This window comes from Streptomyces alboflavus (assembly GCF_000716675.1).
Classification (GTDB): domain Bacteria; phylum Actinomycetota; class Actinomycetes; order Streptomycetales; family Streptomycetaceae; genus Streptomyces; species Streptomyces alboflavus.
This window is the reverse complement of the sequence record NZ_JNXT01000021.1, coordinates 128,400-144,300: the sequence shown is the minus strand read 5'-3', so window position 1 is coordinate 144,300 and position 15,901 is coordinate 128,400. Positions and strand designations below refer to the sequence as shown.

At 72.3% G+C, this 15,901-nt stretch carries 11 protein-coding genes; 10 read left to right on the top strand and 1 reads right to left on the bottom strand.

Going from position 1 to position 15,901, the window contains the following annotated elements:
• Window positions 1-48: 48 nt before the first annotated feature.
• The 7 genes from OO63_RS17960 (at window position 49) to OO63_RS17930 (ending at window position 7,557) form a co-directional block, all read left to right on the top strand.
• Window positions 49-1,038, top strand: a complete 990-nt coding sequence (locus tag OO63_RS17960; RefSeq protein ID WP_030361874.1) for a sugar ABC transporter substrate-binding protein — start codon at window positions 49-51, stop codon at window positions 1,036-1,038.
• Window positions 1,039-1,144: 106 nt separating this feature from the next.
• Entirely contained in the window at window positions 1,145-2,158 is a 1,014-nt protein-coding gene (locus OO63_RS17955) for a sugar ABC transporter substrate-binding protein (RefSeq protein ID WP_030361873.1), read from the top strand.
• Entirely contained in the window at window positions 2,155-3,207 is a 1,053-nt protein-coding gene (locus tag OO63_RS17950; protein WP_030361872.1) for an ABC transporter permease, read from the top strand. The genes OO63_RS17955 and OO63_RS17950 overlap by 4 nt, the downstream gene beginning before the upstream one ends.
• Complete coding sequence (locus OO63_RS17945; protein ID WP_030361871.1) at window positions 3,204-4,052, top strand: ATP-binding cassette domain-containing protein; 849 nt, start codon at window positions 3,204-3,206, stop codon at window positions 4,050-4,052. Before OO63_RS17950 ends, OO63_RS17945 begins: the two co-directional genes overlap by 4 nt.
• Before the next feature lie 214 nt (window positions 4,053-4,266).
• Entirely contained in the window at window positions 4,267-5,424 is a 1,158-nt protein-coding gene (locus OO63_RS17940; RefSeq protein ID WP_030361870.1) for an ROK family glucokinase, read from the top strand.
• Window positions 5,425-6,033 carry a hypothetical protein gene (locus tag OO63_RS17935; RefSeq protein WP_030361869.1) on the top strand — a complete coding sequence of 203 codons (609 nt, stop codon included), beginning with the start codon at window positions 5,425-5,427 and terminating at the stop codon, window positions 6,031-6,033.
• Between the two features lie 258 nt (window positions 6,034-6,291).
• Window positions 6,292-7,557, top strand: coding sequence for a sulfite oxidase (locus OO63_RS17930; protein WP_030361868.1), 1,266 nt, complete (start codon window positions 6,292-6,294; stop codon window positions 7,555-7,557).
• A 15-nt stretch (window positions 7,558-7,572) separates the two neighbouring features.
• On the opposite strand, the gene OO63_RS17925 is transcribed toward OO63_RS17930, so the two are convergent.
• Window positions 7,573-8,562, bottom strand: coding sequence for an ornithine cyclodeaminase family protein (locus OO63_RS17925; protein WP_030361867.1), 990 nt, complete (start codon window positions 8,560-8,562; stop codon window positions 7,573-7,575).
• 141 nt (window positions 8,563-8,703) lie between these two features.
• Here OO63_RS17925 and OO63_RS41480 point away from each other — a divergent pair, with 141 nt between their 5' ends.
• The 3 genes from OO63_RS41480 (at window position 8,704) to OO63_RS17910 (ending at window position 15,843) form a co-directional block, all read left to right on the top strand.
• Entirely contained in the window at window positions 8,704-12,129 is a 3,426-nt protein-coding gene (locus OO63_RS41480) for an AfsR/SARP family transcriptional regulator (protein ID WP_106983477.1), read from the top strand.
• Window positions 12,130-13,223: 1,094 nt separating this feature from the next.
• Window positions 13,224-14,240 carry a hypothetical protein gene (locus OO63_RS17915; protein ID WP_030361865.1) on the top strand — a complete coding sequence of 339 codons (1,017 nt, stop codon included), beginning with the start codon at window positions 13,224-13,226 and terminating at the stop codon, window positions 14,238-14,240.
• A gap of 76 nt (window positions 14,241-14,316) precedes the next feature.
• Complete coding sequence (locus OO63_RS17910) at window positions 14,317-15,843, top strand: amino acid permease (protein ID WP_030361864.1); 1,527 nt, start codon at window positions 14,317-14,319, stop codon at window positions 15,841-15,843.
• Window positions 15,844-15,901: the final 58 nt, after the last annotated feature.

Here is a 15,901-nt window from a genome sequence, read left to right as displayed (position 1 = left end):
CTAAAACTCCCACCAGCCGCACGAGGCGGCCGGGGGAAGAGGTGGACCATGCGCACAGCCCGCACGGCAGCAGCCCTCATCGCGGTCGTCGCGCTCGCGGCCGGGTGCAGCAGTTCCGGAGGCAAGGGCGACGCGAAAGACGGGGACGGAGGTGGCGGCGGGAAGGCGGCCGGCACCCCGCGCCTGAAGATCGCGATGGTGACGCACTCCGGTGAGGGCGACACCTTCTGGGACATCGTCCAGAACGGCGCCAAGGAGGCCGCCAAGAAGGACAACGTCGAGTTCCTGTACTCCAACGACAAGGAGGGCAAGGGTCAGGCGGAGCTGGTCCAGACCGCGATCGACAAGAAGGTCGACGGGATCGTGGTGACGCTCGCCAAGCCGGAGGCGATGAAGACCGTGCTCGGCAAGGCGAAGGCGGCGGGCATCCCGGTCGTCACGATCAACTCGGGCGGCGAGTTCTCCACGCCCTTCGGCGCGCTGAGCCACATCGGACAGGACGAGTCGGTGGCGGGCGAGGCGGTCGGCGACGAGCTGACGAAGCGGGGCAGGAAGAAGGCCCTGTGCGTGATCCACGAACAGGGCAACGTCTCGCTGGAGCAGCGCTGCGCGGGCGTGAAGAAGACCTTCGACGGCACGGTCGAGAACCTGAACGTCGACGGCACCAACGCGCCCGGATCGCAGTCGTCCATCAGCGCGAAACTCCAGGCGGCCAAGGACATCGACGCCGTCGTCACGCTCGGCGCGCCGATCGCGGCGTACTCCGTGAAGGCCAAGGAGGACGCCGACAGCAAGGCCGAGATCGACACCTTCGACCTGAACGCCGAGGTGGTCAAGCGCCTCAAGGCGGGCGAGGTCGGCTTCGCCGTCGACCAGCAGCCCTACCTCCAGGGCTACCTCGCGATCGACGAGCTGTGGCTGTACCGGACCAACGCGAACGTCCTCGGCGGCGGCAAACCGGTCCTGACCGGCCCCGCCGTCGTCACCGAGAAGGATGTGCCGAAGCTGGAGAAGTACACCGCGCGCGGTACCCGATGACCACTCGGGTGATCCGCGTGACCGATACTTGGGCGGCGAGACCGCGAGCACTGCGAGAAGCACTGCAAACACTGCAAGGCAAGAGACGCAAGAAGGGCACGGCGACGTGGCAAGGGTTGGGACTGGAGTACGTGCGGTGGGTGCCGTGCTTGCGGCGGTGCTCGGGGCGTCCCTCGTGGGCTGCAGCAGCACCGGGGGCAAGCGCGCCGAGGACGCGCGCAAGGCCTCTCAGGCACAGGGCAGGGCGGCGGTGGACACGCCGCGCTGGACCGTCGCGATGATCACGCACTCGGGCGACGGCGACACGTTCTGGGACATCGTCCAGAACGGCGCCAAGCAGGCCGCGGTGAAGGACAACATCAACTTCCTGTACTCGCACGACGACGAGGCGCAGCAGCAGGCCCAGCTCGTGGACGCGGCCATCGACAAGAAGGTCGACGGCATCATCGTCACGCTGGCCAAGCCGGACGCGATGAAGGCCGCCGTGGCCCGCGCCAAGAAGGCCGGCATCCCGGTGATCACGGTGAACTCGGGCTCGGAGGAGTCCAAGGAGTTCGGCGCCCTGGCCCACATCGGCCAGGACGAGACCATCGCGGGCGAGGCCGTCGGCGAGGAGCTGACCAAGCGCGGCAAGAAGAAGGCCCTGTGCATCCTGCACGAGCAGGGCAACGTGGGCCACGAGCAGCGCTGCGACGGCGCCAAGTCCACCTTCAAGGGCAAGATGCAGAACCTGTACGTGACGGGCACCAACATGCCCGACGTGCAGTCCGCCATCGAGGCCAAGCTGCAGGCCGACAAGGACATCGACGCCGTCGTCACGCTCGGCGCGCCGTTCGCGGACACGGCCGTGAAGGCCAAGGAGGGCGCGGACAGCAAGGCGGAGATCGACACCTTCGACCTCAACGAGAAGGTCGCCGCGGGCCTGAAGTCCGGCGCCCTCGGCTTCGCCGTGGACCAGCAGCCCTACCTCCAGGGCTACGAGGCCGTGGACCTGCTGTGGCTGTACAAGTACAACGCCGACGTGCTCGGCGGTGGCAAGCCGGTCCTCACCGGGCCGCAGATCATCACCAAGGATCAGGCCGCCGAGCTGGAGGATTACGCGAAGCGGGGGACCCGATGAGCACGACCGCGCCCGCACCGGGCAAGCCGGTGGCCGACGAGCGGCTCCTGAAGACCTCGCCGCTGAAGAAGTTCCTCGGCCGGCCCGAGCTGGGCTCGGTCGTGGGCGCCCTCGCGGTGTTCCTGTTCTTCGCGGTCGTCGCCGACAGCTTCCTGCGCGCGGCGAGCCTCGCCACCGTCCTGTACGCGGCCTCCACGATCGGCATCATGGCGGTGCCGGTGGCGCTCCTGATGATCGGCGGCGAGTTCGACCTGTCGGCGGGCGTCATGGTGACGACGTCCGCGCTGATCTCGTCGATGTTCAGCTACCAGATGACGGCGAACGTCTGGGTCGGCGTGGGCGTGTCCCTGCTCGCCACCCTCGCCATCGGCGTCTTCAACGGCGTGATGCTGATCCGCACGGACCCGCCGAGCTTCATCATCACGCTCGGTACGTTCCTGATGCTGACCGGCGCGAACCTGGGCTTCACCAAGCTGATCAGCGACACCGTCTCCACCAAGTCGATCTCCGACATGGAGGGCTTCTCGTCCGCGAAGGACGTCTTCGCCTCCACGATCACCATCGGCGGCGTCGACTTCAAGATCACCATCGTGTGGTGGCTCGCGATGATCGCGGCCGCCACCTGGATCCTCCTGCGCACCCGCGCCGGAAACTGGATCTTCGCGGTCGGCGGCGGTGAGCACGCCGCCCGCGCGGTCGGCGTCCCGGTCGGCCGGACCAAGATCGGCCTGTACATGGGCGTCGCCTTCGGCGCCTGGGTCTCCGGCCAGCACCTGCTCTTCAACTACGACGTCGTGCAGTCCGGCGAGGGCGTCGGCAACGAACTGATCTACATCATCGCGGCCGTCATCGGCGGTTGCCTGATCACCGGCGGCTACGGCTCGGCGGTCGGCGCCGCCGTCGGCGCCCTGATCTTCGGCATGACCAGCAAGGGCATCGTGTACGCCGAGTGGAACCCGGACTGGTTCAAGTTCTTCCTCGGAGCGATGCTGCTCCTCGCGACCCTGCTGAACGCCTGGGTCCGCAAGCGCGCGGAGGCGACGAAATGACCACTGAGGCCGTGGCCGAGGAAGAGACGGCCCCCGCGGACCGTACGCCGCTGGTCGAGCTCGACGCCGTCAGCAAGTACTACGGCAACATCCGGGCCCTGGAGGGCGTCTCCCTCGAAGTGCACGCCGGGGAGATCTCCTGCGTGCTCGGCGACAACGGCGCGGGCAAGTCCACCCTCATCAAGATCATCGCGGGGCTGCACCAGCACGACGCGGGCAGCCTGCGCATCGAGGGTGCGGAGGCCAAGCTCTCCAGCCCCCGCGAGGCCCTGGACCGCGGCATCGCGACCGTCTACCAGGACCTGGCCGTCGTCCCGCTGATGCCGGTCTGGCGGAACTTCTTCCTCGGCTCCGAGCCGACGAAGGGCACGGGGCCGTTCAAGCGCCTAGACGTCGACCTGATGCGCCGCACCACGCACGCGGAGCTGCTTCGCATGGGCATCGACCTGCGCGACGTGGACCAGCCGATCGGCACGCTCTCCGGCGGTGAGCGCCAGTGCGTGGCGATCGCCCGCGCCGTGTACTTCGGCGCGAAGGTCCTGGTCCTGGACGAGCCCACCGCCGCGCTCGGCGTGAAGCAGTCCGGGGTCGTCCTCAAGTACGTCGCCGCCGCGCGGGACGCGGGCCTCGGTGTGGTCCTGATCACCCACAACCCGCACCACGCCTACCTGGTCGGCAACCGTTTCGTCCTCCTCAAGCGGGGTGCGATGTCCGGCAGCCACACGCGCGCCGAGATCACCCTCGACGAGCTGACCCGCCAGATGGCCGGGGGCTCCGAACTGGACGACCTCCGCCACGAGCTGGAGCGGGCTCCGGAGCCTGGCACGGGGTACGGCGCCCCGTAAGGGGCGCGGGGAACTGCGCGCTCAGCGTGCGAAAAGCCGCAGACGCGTCTGCCGAGTGCCCGGCAGATGCGTCTGCGGCTTGTGCGTGGCTGGTCGCGCAGTTCCCCGCGCCCCTTACGGGGCACCACGTCCACCTCCCCCGGGGCCCGGGGTGGCCGCACCCCGGGGACGCCCGTTGTGCGCGCCCCCGCGAGCGTGAGGCAGAATCGGCCCGATGAGCACCTACCGCGACCTCACGCACCGCGGCTCCGCACGAGCCACCGTTCTGCGGACCGTGGGCACGCGTGAGCGCCGATCCCATCTGACGGCGCCCCGCGTCCCCACCGTCGGCATCGACATCGGCGGCACGAAGGTGATGGCGGGCGTCGTGGACGCCGACGGCAACATCCTGGAGACGCTGCGCACCGAGACGCCGGACAAGTCCAAGAGCCCGAAGGTGGTCGAGGACACCATCGTCGAGCTGGTCCTTGACCTGTCCGACCGGCACGACGTGCACGCCGTCGGCATCGGCGCCGCGGGCTGGGTGGACGCGGACAGAAACCGCGTCCTGTTCGCCCCGCACCTGTCCTGGCGCAACGAACCCCTGCGCGACCGCATCTCAGGACGCCTCGCGGTGCCCGTGCTCGTCGACAACGACGCGAACACCGCCGCGTGGGCCGAGTGGCGCTTCGGCGCGGCCCGCGGCGAGGATCACCTGGTCATGATCACGCTCGGCACCGGCATCGGCGGCGCGATCCTGGAGGACGGCCAGGTCAAGCGCGGCAAGTTCGGTGTGGCCGGGGAATTCGGCCATATGCAGGTCGTCCCCGGCGGCCACCGCTGCCCGTGCGGCAACCGCGGCTGCTGGGAGCAGTACAGCTCCGGCAACGCCCTGGTCCGCGAGGCCCGGGAGCTCGCGGCCGCGGACTCCCCGGTCGCGTACGGCATCATCGAGCGTGTCAAGGGCAACGTCCCCGACATCACCGGACCCCTCATCACCGAGCTGGCCCGCGAGGGCGACGCCATGTGCGTCGAGCTGCTCCAGGACATCGGCCAGTGGCTCGGCGTCGGCATCGCCAACCTCGCCGCCGCGCTCGACCCGTCCTGCTTCGTCATCGGCGGCGGCGTCAGCGCGGCCGACGACCTCCTGATCGGCCCGGCCAGGGACGCCTTCCGCCGCCACCTCACCGGCCGCGGCTACCGCCCCGAGGCCCGCATCGCCCGCGCCCAGCTCGGCCCCGAGGCGGGCATGGTGGGCGCCGCCGACCTGGCCCGGCTGGTCGCCCGCCGCTTCCGCCGCGCCAACCGCCGCCGCGTCGAGCGCTACGAGCGGTACGAGCGCTACGCCGAGGCCCGCCGCTCCAACGACCGCACCGCCCAGGGAACCCAGTAGATGACCGTGCCCCGCCAGCCCTCGTCCCCGGACCTGCCGGGCCCGCCCGGACCGGGTGACACGGAGCAGCGCCCCCCGGAAGACCGCCGCCACATGCTCCGCCGCCGCTGGCTCACCGCGACGATCATCGTGCTGCTCATCGGCGTCCCCGCGGTGTACCTGCTCATCTCCGCGAACCAGAGCCGCGACAGCGGCCGCGACAAGGAGAAGAAGTACTCCGCGACCGGCCTCACCGCGGGCTGGCCCTCCAAGGTGCAGCGCCGCCTCTACGACGTGCCGATCCCGCCGTACTCCGAAGAGGTCGCCTACTACGAGACCAACAACTGGCGCACCAGCCGCCTGTACGTCCAGTTCCTCACCAGCAACGAGGGCCTCGACAAGTTCCTCAGGGCCACCGGCACCGGCAAGGGCGTCAGCGCGCTGAAGAAGAACGACATCACCATCAGCAAGCGCGACCGGAAGGTCGTCGGCTGGGAGTTCACCGACCCCGGGCCCTGGTGGGGCCTCACCCACGAGATGAAGAACCCCACCCCCACCCAGGACATCGTCGTGAACCGCTCCGACCCGAAGCACCCCATGGTGTACGTCGTCTCGACGACGACGCCGTAGCCGCACCGCGTACGAACGGGCCGAGGCCGTGACGTGACACGTCACGGCCTCGTAGCATGTCGGCATGATCCTCAGCCGCAGCACCTGTGCCACCGGAGCCCTCCGGGTCCGCGCACTGCCGTCGCACGACTGTTGTTGATCCTCGCTCGTTCTCCCTGGTACGTCGCTCCTCGCCCCGTGCGCCGCTCGCTTCCCTGACGGCGTACGGGACTTCGCGCACTCGGAACACCCTCACGCCCGCCGCGGAAGGCTGCCCTCATGACGCCCATGGAACCGATCACCGAAGCCGCGTACGACCGCCGTCGGCTGCGGCAGTGGCTCGTGGGCGGGGCCCGCGCCGACGGGGTGGCCCGCCGCGACGTGCTGCGGCTCGCCGCCGCCGCGGGCCTCGCGGCGGCCGTGCCGATCGCCCTGCCCGCCCCGCGCGCACGGGCCGCGACCGCGCCGGGCATCGTCAAACCGCTGCCCGACGACGTGTTCTCGGTGCGCGGCACGAACGCCGAGACCCGCTTCGACGCGCTCGCGGACACCGGACATCTCACCCCGGCGTCCCACTTCTTCGTCCGCAACCACACCACCACGCCCCGCCTTGACGCCGCCGCGTGGCGCCTCACCGTGTGGGGCGACGGACTCACCGGCGGCGCGCGGGAGTTCACGCTCGCCGACCTGAGGCGGCTGCCGTCGACGACGCGCACGGCGTTCGTGGAGTGCGCGGGCAACGGCAGGAGCCTGTTCGGGAGCCAGCAGGGCCAGGCGGTGTCGGGCACGGCCTGGACCCTCGGCGCCATCGGCACGGCACGCTGGCGCGGGGTGCGCCTCGCCGAGGTCCTGCGCCGGGCGGGCCTCGCGCGCGGGGCCGTGGACGTCATGCCCCGGGGCCTCGACGACGACTACGTCACGGCCGACGGCACCGACCTCGGCCGGGTGCGCCGCCCGCTGCCGCTCGCCAAGGCCCTGGACGACGTCCTCCTCGCGTACGAGATGAACGGCGAGCCGCTGCCGCCCGACCACGGCCACCCCGTGCGCGTCGTCGTGCCCGCCTGGATCGGCATCGCGTCCATCAAGTGGGTCGGCGACATCGAGGTCTCGACGACACCGCTCTACTCGCCCTGGAACACCGACTTCTACCGTCTGTTCGGCGAGCACCACCCGGCCGAGGGCTCACCGCCGCTCACCCGCCAGACCCTGAAGTCGGCCTTCGAACTCCCCTGGAACGCAACGCTCCGGGCCGGTGCCCGGCACCGCCTCACGGGCCGCTCCTGGTCGGGCGACGGAGCCGTCACCCGCGTCGACATCAGCACCGACCAGGGCGGGAGCTGGCGCCGCGCCCGCCTCCACGACGTGCCCCGACGCGGCTCCTGGGTGCGCTGGTCCACCGACTGGCGGCCGCGCACGCCGGGGCCCGCCACGCTTCTCGCCCGGGCCACGGACACGACCGGGCGCAGCCAGCCGACGACGACGGCCCACAACACCCAGGGGTACCTGTTCGACGCGGTGGTGCGGCATCCCGTGACGGTGGCGTGAGGGCGGGGCGGGCACTCAGGCGCCGGCGCCCCGCCACCCCTCGTACGCCGCCACCGCCACGGCCAGGTCCTCCCACGCCATGCCCGCCGACTTGAACAGGCGCGGGCGGGCCTCGTCCACGGGCACCTCGCCGCGGGCCAGCTCGCGCAGGGTGCGAAGGCGCCGCAGGTCGAACGCGGCGGTGGCGACCGCCTGCACGATGTCGCCGCACTCCCGCATCGCCACGGACCGGGACTCGGCGACGACCGTGGCCCGGCCGAGGAGGCGTTCGTCGACCTCGCGGGCGTCCGGTTCGTGCGAGCCGACCGCGGCGACGGTCGCGTGCGGGGCGAGCAGCGAGCTGTCGAACAGCGGCTCGCGCGCCGTGGTGCAGCAGCACACCACGTCGGCGTGGGCGACGTCCTTCGGCGCCGCGGCCGCCGCCGTGAGCCCCGCCGCCCCGCACCGCTCCACGAACGCGGCCACCCGCCCCTGGTCACGCCCGACGACGTCCACGTGCGCGAGCCCCGGACGCACCGCCCGTACCGCCGCCACATGCCCCCACGCCTGCGGCCCCGTCCCGAACACGAGCAGCCGCCCGACCTCCGGCGCGGCCAGGCGCCGGATCGCGGCGCCGGACACGGCGGGCGTGCGCAGCGAGGTGAGGGCGATGCCGTCGAGCAGGGCGAGGGGCTGGTGCGTCGCGCCGTCGAGCAGGAGGTAGAGGCCCTGGATGCGCGGCAGCCCGCGCTCCGGGTTGCCCGGGGTCACGGACGCCACCTTCACGCCCGCGTACGAGGCCGTCGACGACGGCATCAGCAGCAGCTGACCGCCCGTCACACCGACGACGGACCGCGCGGGTTCCGCCTCGGGGTCGAGCCCGCCGCGCGCGAGCACGTCCTCGACGGCGTCGACGGCGGCGCCCATCGGGACGAGCCGGTCGATCGTGGCGGCGTCGAGATGGGGGAGGGCCTGCTGGGGCGGGAGGGGTTCCTGTGGTGCGGGGGATTCGAGGTGCGGGGTCATTCGGTGATCCTCACCGCGGACGCCGCACCGAAACACCGGGGCGCGCCGGGCCCGTACGACCGCGGGAAGGGCGGCCATGACCTGCGCGGGAGTGGTTGGTCACGCGTCGGAACCGTGCGGCAGTATGGCCCGGTGCACATCATGATGCTCGGGCCGTTCGAGGTCCGGACCGCCGCCGGGGCGGCGGTGGAGGTCCCGGGCACCCGATTGCGCGCCCTGTTGTCCGCGCTCGCCCTCGAACCCGGCCGGGTCGTCACGCGGACGAGGCTCGTGGACTGGATCTGGGGGGAGCGGCCGCCCGCCGACGAGGCGAACGCCCTGCAGGTGCTCGTGTCCCGGCTCCGCCGGGTGCTGCCGGAGGGGTCGGTCGAGGCGGAGTCCGGCGGGTACCGCCTCGCCGTGGCGCCCGACGCCGTGGACGTGTGCCGGTTCGAGCGGCTGCTCGGCCGGGCGCGTGCCGCCGACGACTTGGCGCGGCGGGCGGAGCTGCTGCGCTCGGCGCTGGAGCTGTGGCGCGGCGCGGCCCTCGCGGACATCGCGCCGCACGGCAGCGACGCCTTCGTCGCCGCGGCGACGCGCCTCGACGAACTCCGTCTCGCCGCGCTCGCGGACCGGGTGGACGCGGACATCCGCCTCGGCCGCGGCGCCGGTCTCGTCTCCGAGCTGACCGAGCTGGTCGCGACGCACCCGCTGCGGGAAGGGCTCGTCGCCGCGCTGATGCGGGCGCTCGCCGAGGCCGGGCGGGGCAGCGAGGCCCTGATGGCGTATCAGAAGCTGCGCGAGCGGCTCGTCGAGGCGCTGGGCGTGGAACCCTCGGCCGAACTCTCCGCGCTGCACACCGCGTTGCTGCGCGGGGACGTGGGGGACGTGGGGGACGGGGCGGATGCCGGGGCCCGTCGGCCCTACGGCGAGCGCGCCGACCGCACCTCCGGTGCCGACCGCGCCTCCCGCCCGGACCGCGCCCCGCACGTCGGGGCCGCCTCCCCTGCCGAGACCACCGACCCCACCCGGCGCACCCCGCACACCTGGCGCACCGGGTCCGCCTCCCACGCCGTGGACGACGCCGACCCCGCCGACCCCGCCGACCGGGACGAGCGCCGCGAGCAGACCGGACGCGGCCCCCGCGACGGCCACGCGGAGCCGCAGCGGCCCCGCACGAACCTGCGCGCCGGTCTCACCAGCTTCGTCGGCAAGGACGAGGACGTCGCCGCGGTCGCCGACCTGATCACCGAGCACCGCCTCGTCACCCTCACCGGGCCCGGCGGCTCCGGCAAGACGCGCCTCGCCGCGGAGACCGCGCGGCGGATGCTCGGGGACCTGCCGGACGGGGCCTGGCTGGTCGAGCTGGCCTCGGTGCGGGCGGGCGGGGAGCTGGCCCAGGTCGTGCTCACCGCGATCGGCCTGCGCGACCAGGCGCTGGTCGGCGGCGGCGCGGGCGGGGACGCGGGCGGCGGTCCCGGCGGGGACTCGATGGACCGGCTCGTCGCGGCGGTCCGGGAGCGCGCGCACCTCCTCGTCCTCGACAACTGCGAGCACATGATCGAGGCGGCCGCCGCGTTCGCGGACCGGCTCCTCGGGGAGTGCCGGGGCCTGCGCGTCCTGGCCACGAGCCGGGAGCCGCTCGGCATCACCGGCGAGGCGCTCTGGCAGGTGGAGCCGCTGGCCCTGCCCGGGGCGGGCGCGGATCCGGACGCGGTCGGGGCGTCGCCCGCGGTGCTGCTGCTTCGGGACCGGGCCGGCGCCGTGCGCAAGGACATCGTCTTCGACGAGCCGACGCTGGCCGCCATGGCCCGGATCTGCCGTGCCCTCGACGGCATTCCGCTGGCCATCGAACTGGCGGCGGCACGGCTGCGCACGATGTCCGTCGAGCAGCTCGCCCTGCGGCTCGACGACCGCTTCCGGCTGCTCAGCAGCGGCAGCCGCACGGCGCTGCCCCGGCACAAGACCCTGCGCGCGGTCGTGGACTGGAGCTGGGACCTGCTCACCGAGGCCGAGCGGAGCGTGCTCGGGCGGCTCTCCGTGTTCTCCGGCGGGGCGACGCTGGACGCGGCCGAGCGGGTCTGCGGGGGCGCGGCCCTGGACGGGGAACAGGTCCTCGACGTGCTCACCGCGCTGATCGAGAAGTCCCTGCTGCTCGCCGACGACACGGCCGTGCCGCGCTACCGGATGCTGGACACCATCAGGGAGTACGCGGCCCACCGCCTGGCCGAGGCCGGGGAGACCGAGTCGGCCCGCCGCGCGCACCTCGCGTACGTCACGGAGCTCACCGCGACGGCCGAGCCGCACCTGCGCCGGACCGAGCAACTGGAGTGGCTGGCCGTCCTGGAGGCCGAGCACGACAACATCAACGCCGCCCTGCGCGGCGCCGTCGCGGACGGCTGGGCCCACGAGGCGATGCGGCTCGTCGGAGCCGCGGGCTGGTACTGGTTCCTGAGCGGCCGCAAGGCCGAGGGCACCGAACTGAGCGTCGCCGCCGCGTCCTTGGACGGCCCGGTCCCCGACGACGTGCGCGCCATGGCGTACGCCGTCGTGACGCTGTTCCTGATCTCGGGCCAGGGCGACCAGTACGCGGCGCAGGACTGGATCCACGAGGCGTACCGCTTCGCCCGGCGCGGCACGAGCCGCCACCCGCTGATGGTCATGGTCGACCTGATGGAGCGGATGCTGGCGGAGCCGCTGGAGTTCCTGGCCGTGTTCGAGCCCATGCTCACCGACGAGGACTCGTGGGTGCGCGCCCAGGCCCGGCTCAACCGCAGCCGGCTGCGGCTCACCGTCGGCCGCGTCGAGCCGGACACGGACAGGGACATGGAGATCGCCCTGGCCGAGTTCCGCGCCCTCGGCGACCGGTGGGGGATGTCCCTCGCGCTGATGTCCCTGGCCGACCGGCTCGCCCAGCGCGGCGCGTTCACCGAGGCCTGCGCGCACTACGAACAGGGCATCACGGCCCTGACCGAGCTGGGCGCGCTCGAGGACGCGCTCGGCCTGCGGGCGCGCCAGGCCCAGCTGTACTGGCTGCTCGGCGACGAGGCGGCCTGCGAGGCCGCCATGGCCGAGGCGCAGGCCTGCGCGGACCGGGTCGCCTGGCCGGACGCGCTGGCGGAGCTCGTGCTCGCGAAGGCGCAGCTGGCCCGCTGGCGCGGGCGGCGGGACGAGGCGTACGCGCACCTGGACGCGGCGCGGACGCTGCGCGTCTCCGGGACCAGGGGATACCTGCGGGTCGTCACCCAGGACCTGTACGGCTACCTCGCCGAGGACGTCGATGAGGCCCGCGGCCACTGGGCCGAGGCCTTCCGCGAGGCAGTGAAACTGGGCCATCTGCCGCTGCTCGCGCACGTGCTGGTCGGCGTCGCGGACCTCGCGCTGCGCCAGGGGCGGCACGAGCGGGCCGTGGCGCTGCTCGCGGCGAGCGAGAGCGTGCGGGGCACACCGGACCGCTCGCTGCCCGACGTCGACCGGATCACCGCGGCGGCCCGCGCCCGCCTCGGCGAGACGGCGTACGCCGACGCGGTCCTGGCAGGGCGGGTGAAGGACTGGCGGGAGCAGGCCGAGGCCACCCTCGCCGGGTGAAACCGCCCCGGTCCCTGCTGTTCGCCTGCTTCGCCCTGATCTCCTCGTACTTACCCCTATGACGGCACGTGATCACGGACGGTGACGACCGTATCGAACTGGCCGAATGACTCCGCGTCGGGAGATCGTCACGCTGCATCCCGTGCGTGCCCGGACCCGGTGCCCCAACGGGCACCTGTCGTGCCGTCGCGGCCCGCGGCGTGCCTGTCCCGTATACGCCTTGACAGTGCCCCTCATCGGGTGGGTGGCCCCGGTATGCCGGTGCGGAACCGGGGCCCAGGAAGAAGATCGTGTCACGGCGGCGCGCCGAAGTGACCGTGCCTGTGCTTGATTTCGCTGCCCGGCGGGTGGCCGTCACGGGTGGCGAGGAAGCGTTGTCCGGGCGGCCCCGGCGGATCCGTGACGAGCGGTGCGCGGTCGCGGTGAGCGGTCGTGCCGCCTCGTCGGGCCGTACGGCTGACTCGTGTTCAATTGTCCGTCCGCGGTGTGAGTCGGTCCGCGCTTCCCTGGTGTGCGGGCGGTCGTGAACCGCGCCGAGCGCGGAATACGGCCAGGTCAGTGAGGGGTCGTCGTGCTTCGGCCCAGGGTGGCGGTCCTGTTTCGCATGCCTGTTCGCGCGGGGTCGCGAGTGTTCGAGCCGTGGTGGCGCGCACCGTCCAAGTGGTGTCGCCGACGGGTTCGGTCACGGATGGCGACGTACGGAAACGAGGTGGCCGAAACTAGCTTCTGCGCGACAGAAGAATCTTGGGATTCTCTGGTCATGCGCCTCTTCAGGCACTTAAGTACCTGTCAGGCACGCGCTACCTGCGAAGGGCGAAAGGCGTCGGCCCAGTTGACGGGCCGTCGGTCGTCTCCGCGCCGCCCGTCAGCCCACGCCGCTGTCCCTGCGCCACCGTGCCGCTCCGTCCCGACTGTCCGAGGGGTCCTCTGTCTATGACCGCCAGCGCACACCGTCTGGTGTCGTGCTCACGTCACTCGGCGAGGCCCAGTGCTGACGGCAGCGACCAGCGGGCGGACCGCCGCGAAGCACGCCCCGAGCGGCCCCACGGCCTCCTCCGGCCCGCCCTGTGGCCGGCCGGCCGAGAGGGACGTTGATGGCGAGTTCGAACCCGGCCGGCCGTGACAGAGACCTCTACGCGGCGGTGCAGGACATTCAGGCGGGCTACTGGATGGAGATGCGGCAGGTGCTCGCCCGGACGGGCAACTGGCCGCAGTGGACGTCCCGTACCCAGGTCCTCGGGATCGTCGCGGCTCAGGCCAACGTCGTGGAGCTGTGGCTCAAGGAGGAACCGGAGAGCCTCGCCGCCCGGGTGATGTACGCCAGGGTCGCCACCGAACGGGTGCTGCAGGCCCACCGCAGGAACTGGGCGCGCGACTACCGCAAGGCCCAGGACCTGGAGAAGCTCGTGGCCCGGGCCCGGGACGCGTGCCACCGCGCGGCCGAGGGCAACCCCGACGACGCGGTGCCCTGGATCTGCCGTCTGGCCCTGGCCGAGACGGACACGGCGGGACTCCACCCGGAGCACGACGTGGCACCGCCGCCCCACGAGTACCTGCTGCCCCGCGGGCCCTGGGGCCTGCTGGGGGAAGCGCACCGAAGGGACCAGTACAACCGCGAGGCCTGGCACCGCATGTCCCAGGCCCTCCAGGCGCGCCCGGGCCCCGCGGGCCGCCAGGCCGTCGCGACGGACTTCGCCCGCTGGACGGTCTCCTTCGCGCCGCCCGACTCGCCCCTGCTCCTGCTGCCCCTCCACGCCCGGGTCCAGGAGCACAGGGAGCGACGGGACAGAGGCGCCGAGGTCATGCTGAACCTGCTGTGGACCAGGGAGGACATCACCCGGGCCGTCACGCAGGCGTTCGAGGGCTGGTTCCGGAAGTGCGATCCGGCCACCAGCTCCCAACTGGATCTGAACTACCTCGCCTACGCCCTGGCAAGGGGCGGTTTCGCCCGGTGGGCGACCGAGGTCTTCGACGCCATCGGCGACTTCGCCACTCCGGCCCCGTGGCAGTACGACGCCCGCTATCCCGAGGACCAGTGGCGAAAGGCGTTCGAGGAGGACCGCGTCGCCTGCCTGAGATCCCATCCCCGGCCCACGGGAGAACACCCGTGACCGCCGCCACGTCCCCCTGGCGGCCCGGCAGTCACCCCGCCTGCACCCCTTCTTTCAGTCCCTGTGCGGAGAACCCATGACATCGGTAAGAGCACGGCGCCAGCAGCCGAACCCGGTCCATGACGACGGGGAGGACGCACGCATCCTCCAGTCGCTTGGCTACACCCAGCAACTGCACCGTCGCATGGGCGCCTTCGGCAACTTCTCCGCCTCCCTCTCGGTCATCTCGATCATGTCCGGGACCCTGCTCCTCTTCGGGTTCGGCCTGAACTCGGGAGGCCCCGCGGTGATCATGTGGGGCTGGCTCGCCGTCGGCCCGCTGGTGCTGTGCCTGGCCGCCGCCCTGGCGGAGATAACCTCCCGCTACCCCACCAGCGGCGGCCTGTACTACATGGCGCGCCAGCTCGGCGGCGAGCGCTGGAGCTGGTACACCGGCTGGCTCAACCTCCTCGGCCTGCTCGGCGGCATCGCCGCCCAGGACTACGGCATCGCGACGTTCACCGCCGCGTGGATGAACCTGCAGTTCGGCTACGAGCCGACACCGGAATCCCTGCTGCTCCTGTACGGGATCATCCTCGCGCTGCACGCGGTCCTGAACCTCTTCGGCACCCGCCTGATGAACATCCTGACGTCCGTGAGCGCGTGGTGGCACCTGGCGGGGGCCGTCGTCATCATCGGCTCCCTGGCGTTCGTGCCCTCCGACCACCAGTCCGCCGGCTTCGTCTTCACCGAGTTCACCAACAACACCGGCTGGGGCGTCCCGATCTACGTGATCCTGATCGGCATGCTCCTTCCGGTCTTCGCCCTGGCCGGCTACGACACCTCGGCCCACCTGAGCGAGGAGACCAACCACGCCTCCGTCGCCGCGGCCCGCGGGATCTTCCGCTCGGTGGCGGTGTCCTGGATCGCCGGCGGCATCCTGCTGCTCACGCTCCTTTTCGCCATCCAGGACTACGCCGCGACCCTGGGCGGCTCGACCGGCGTACCGGTGGCACAGATCCTCCTCGACGCGCTGGGCGAGGCGGCGGCCAAGGCACTGCTTCTCGTGATCATCGTGGCCCAGTTCCTGTGCGGCTACACCGTGACCGCGAGCGCCAGCCGGATGATCTACGCCTTCGCCCGGGACGGCGCCCTGCCCGGCTCCGGGCACTGGAAGAAGGTCAGCCCCCGCACCGCCATCCCCGCCAACGCGGTCTGGCTCGCGGTCGTCGTGGCCTTCGTGCTCGCGCTGCCGTCCCTGTACTCCTCGACGGCGTTCTCGGCGGTGACCGCCATCTCGGCCGTGGGCTTCACCTCGGCCTACGCCATCCCGGTGCTGCTGCGGCTGATCCACCGCGACCGGTTCACCCCGGGGCCCTGGAACCTGGGCCGCTGGAGCCGGCCGATCGGCTGGGTGGCGGTGCTGTGGGCCGGCGCGGTCACGATCCTCTTCCTGCTGCCGCAGAGCAGCCCGGTCACCGCCACGACCTTCAACTACACCCCCGTCGCCGTCGTGGTGGCCTTCCTCATCGCCGCCGTGTGGCGACGCTTCGGACGCAGTTCCTACCACGTGCCCCGCTCCAGTTCCCCCAGCGAGGACAAGCAGTTCGAGGGCATCATCTGATGACGGCGACACCACGTGCGGGGGCCGCCACGACTGCGACGACCGCAACGACCCAGGG

Coding starts and splice junctions, on each gene's coding strand:
- OO63_RS17930 (WP_030361868.1), top strand. CDS start 6,292: ATGACGCCCATGGAACCGATCACCGAAGCCGCGTACGACCGCCGTCGG.
- OO63_RS17915 (WP_030361865.1), top strand. CDS start 13,224: ATGGCGAGTTCGAACCCGGCCGGCCGTGACAGAGACCTCTACGCGGCG.
- OO63_RS41480 (WP_106983477.1), top strand. CDS start 8,704: ATGATGCTCGGGCCGTTCGAGGTCCGGACCGCCGCCGGGGCGGCGGTG.
- OO63_RS17950 (WP_030361872.1), top strand. CDS start 2,155: ATGAGCACGACCGCGCCCGCACCGGGCAAGCCGGTGGCCGACGAGCGG.
- OO63_RS17960 (WP_030361874.1), top strand. CDS start 49: ATGCGCACAGCCCGCACGGCAGCAGCCCTCATCGCGGTCGTCGCGCTC.
- OO63_RS17925 (WP_030361867.1), bottom strand. CDS start 8,562: ATGACCCCGCACCTCGAATCCCCCGCACCACAGGAACCCCTCCCGCCC.
- OO63_RS17935 (WP_030361869.1), top strand. CDS start 5,425: ATGACCGTGCCCCGCCAGCCCTCGTCCCCGGACCTGCCGGGCCCGCCC.
- OO63_RS17940 (WP_030361870.1), top strand. CDS start 4,267: ATGAGCACCTACCGCGACCTCACGCACCGCGGCTCCGCACGAGCCACC.
- OO63_RS17945 (WP_030361871.1), top strand. CDS start 3,204: ATGACCACTGAGGCCGTGGCCGAGGAAGAGACGGCCCCCGCGGACCGT.
- OO63_RS17910 (WP_030361864.1), top strand. CDS start 14,317: ATGACATCGGTAAGAGCACGGCGCCAGCAGCCGAACCCGGTCCATGAC.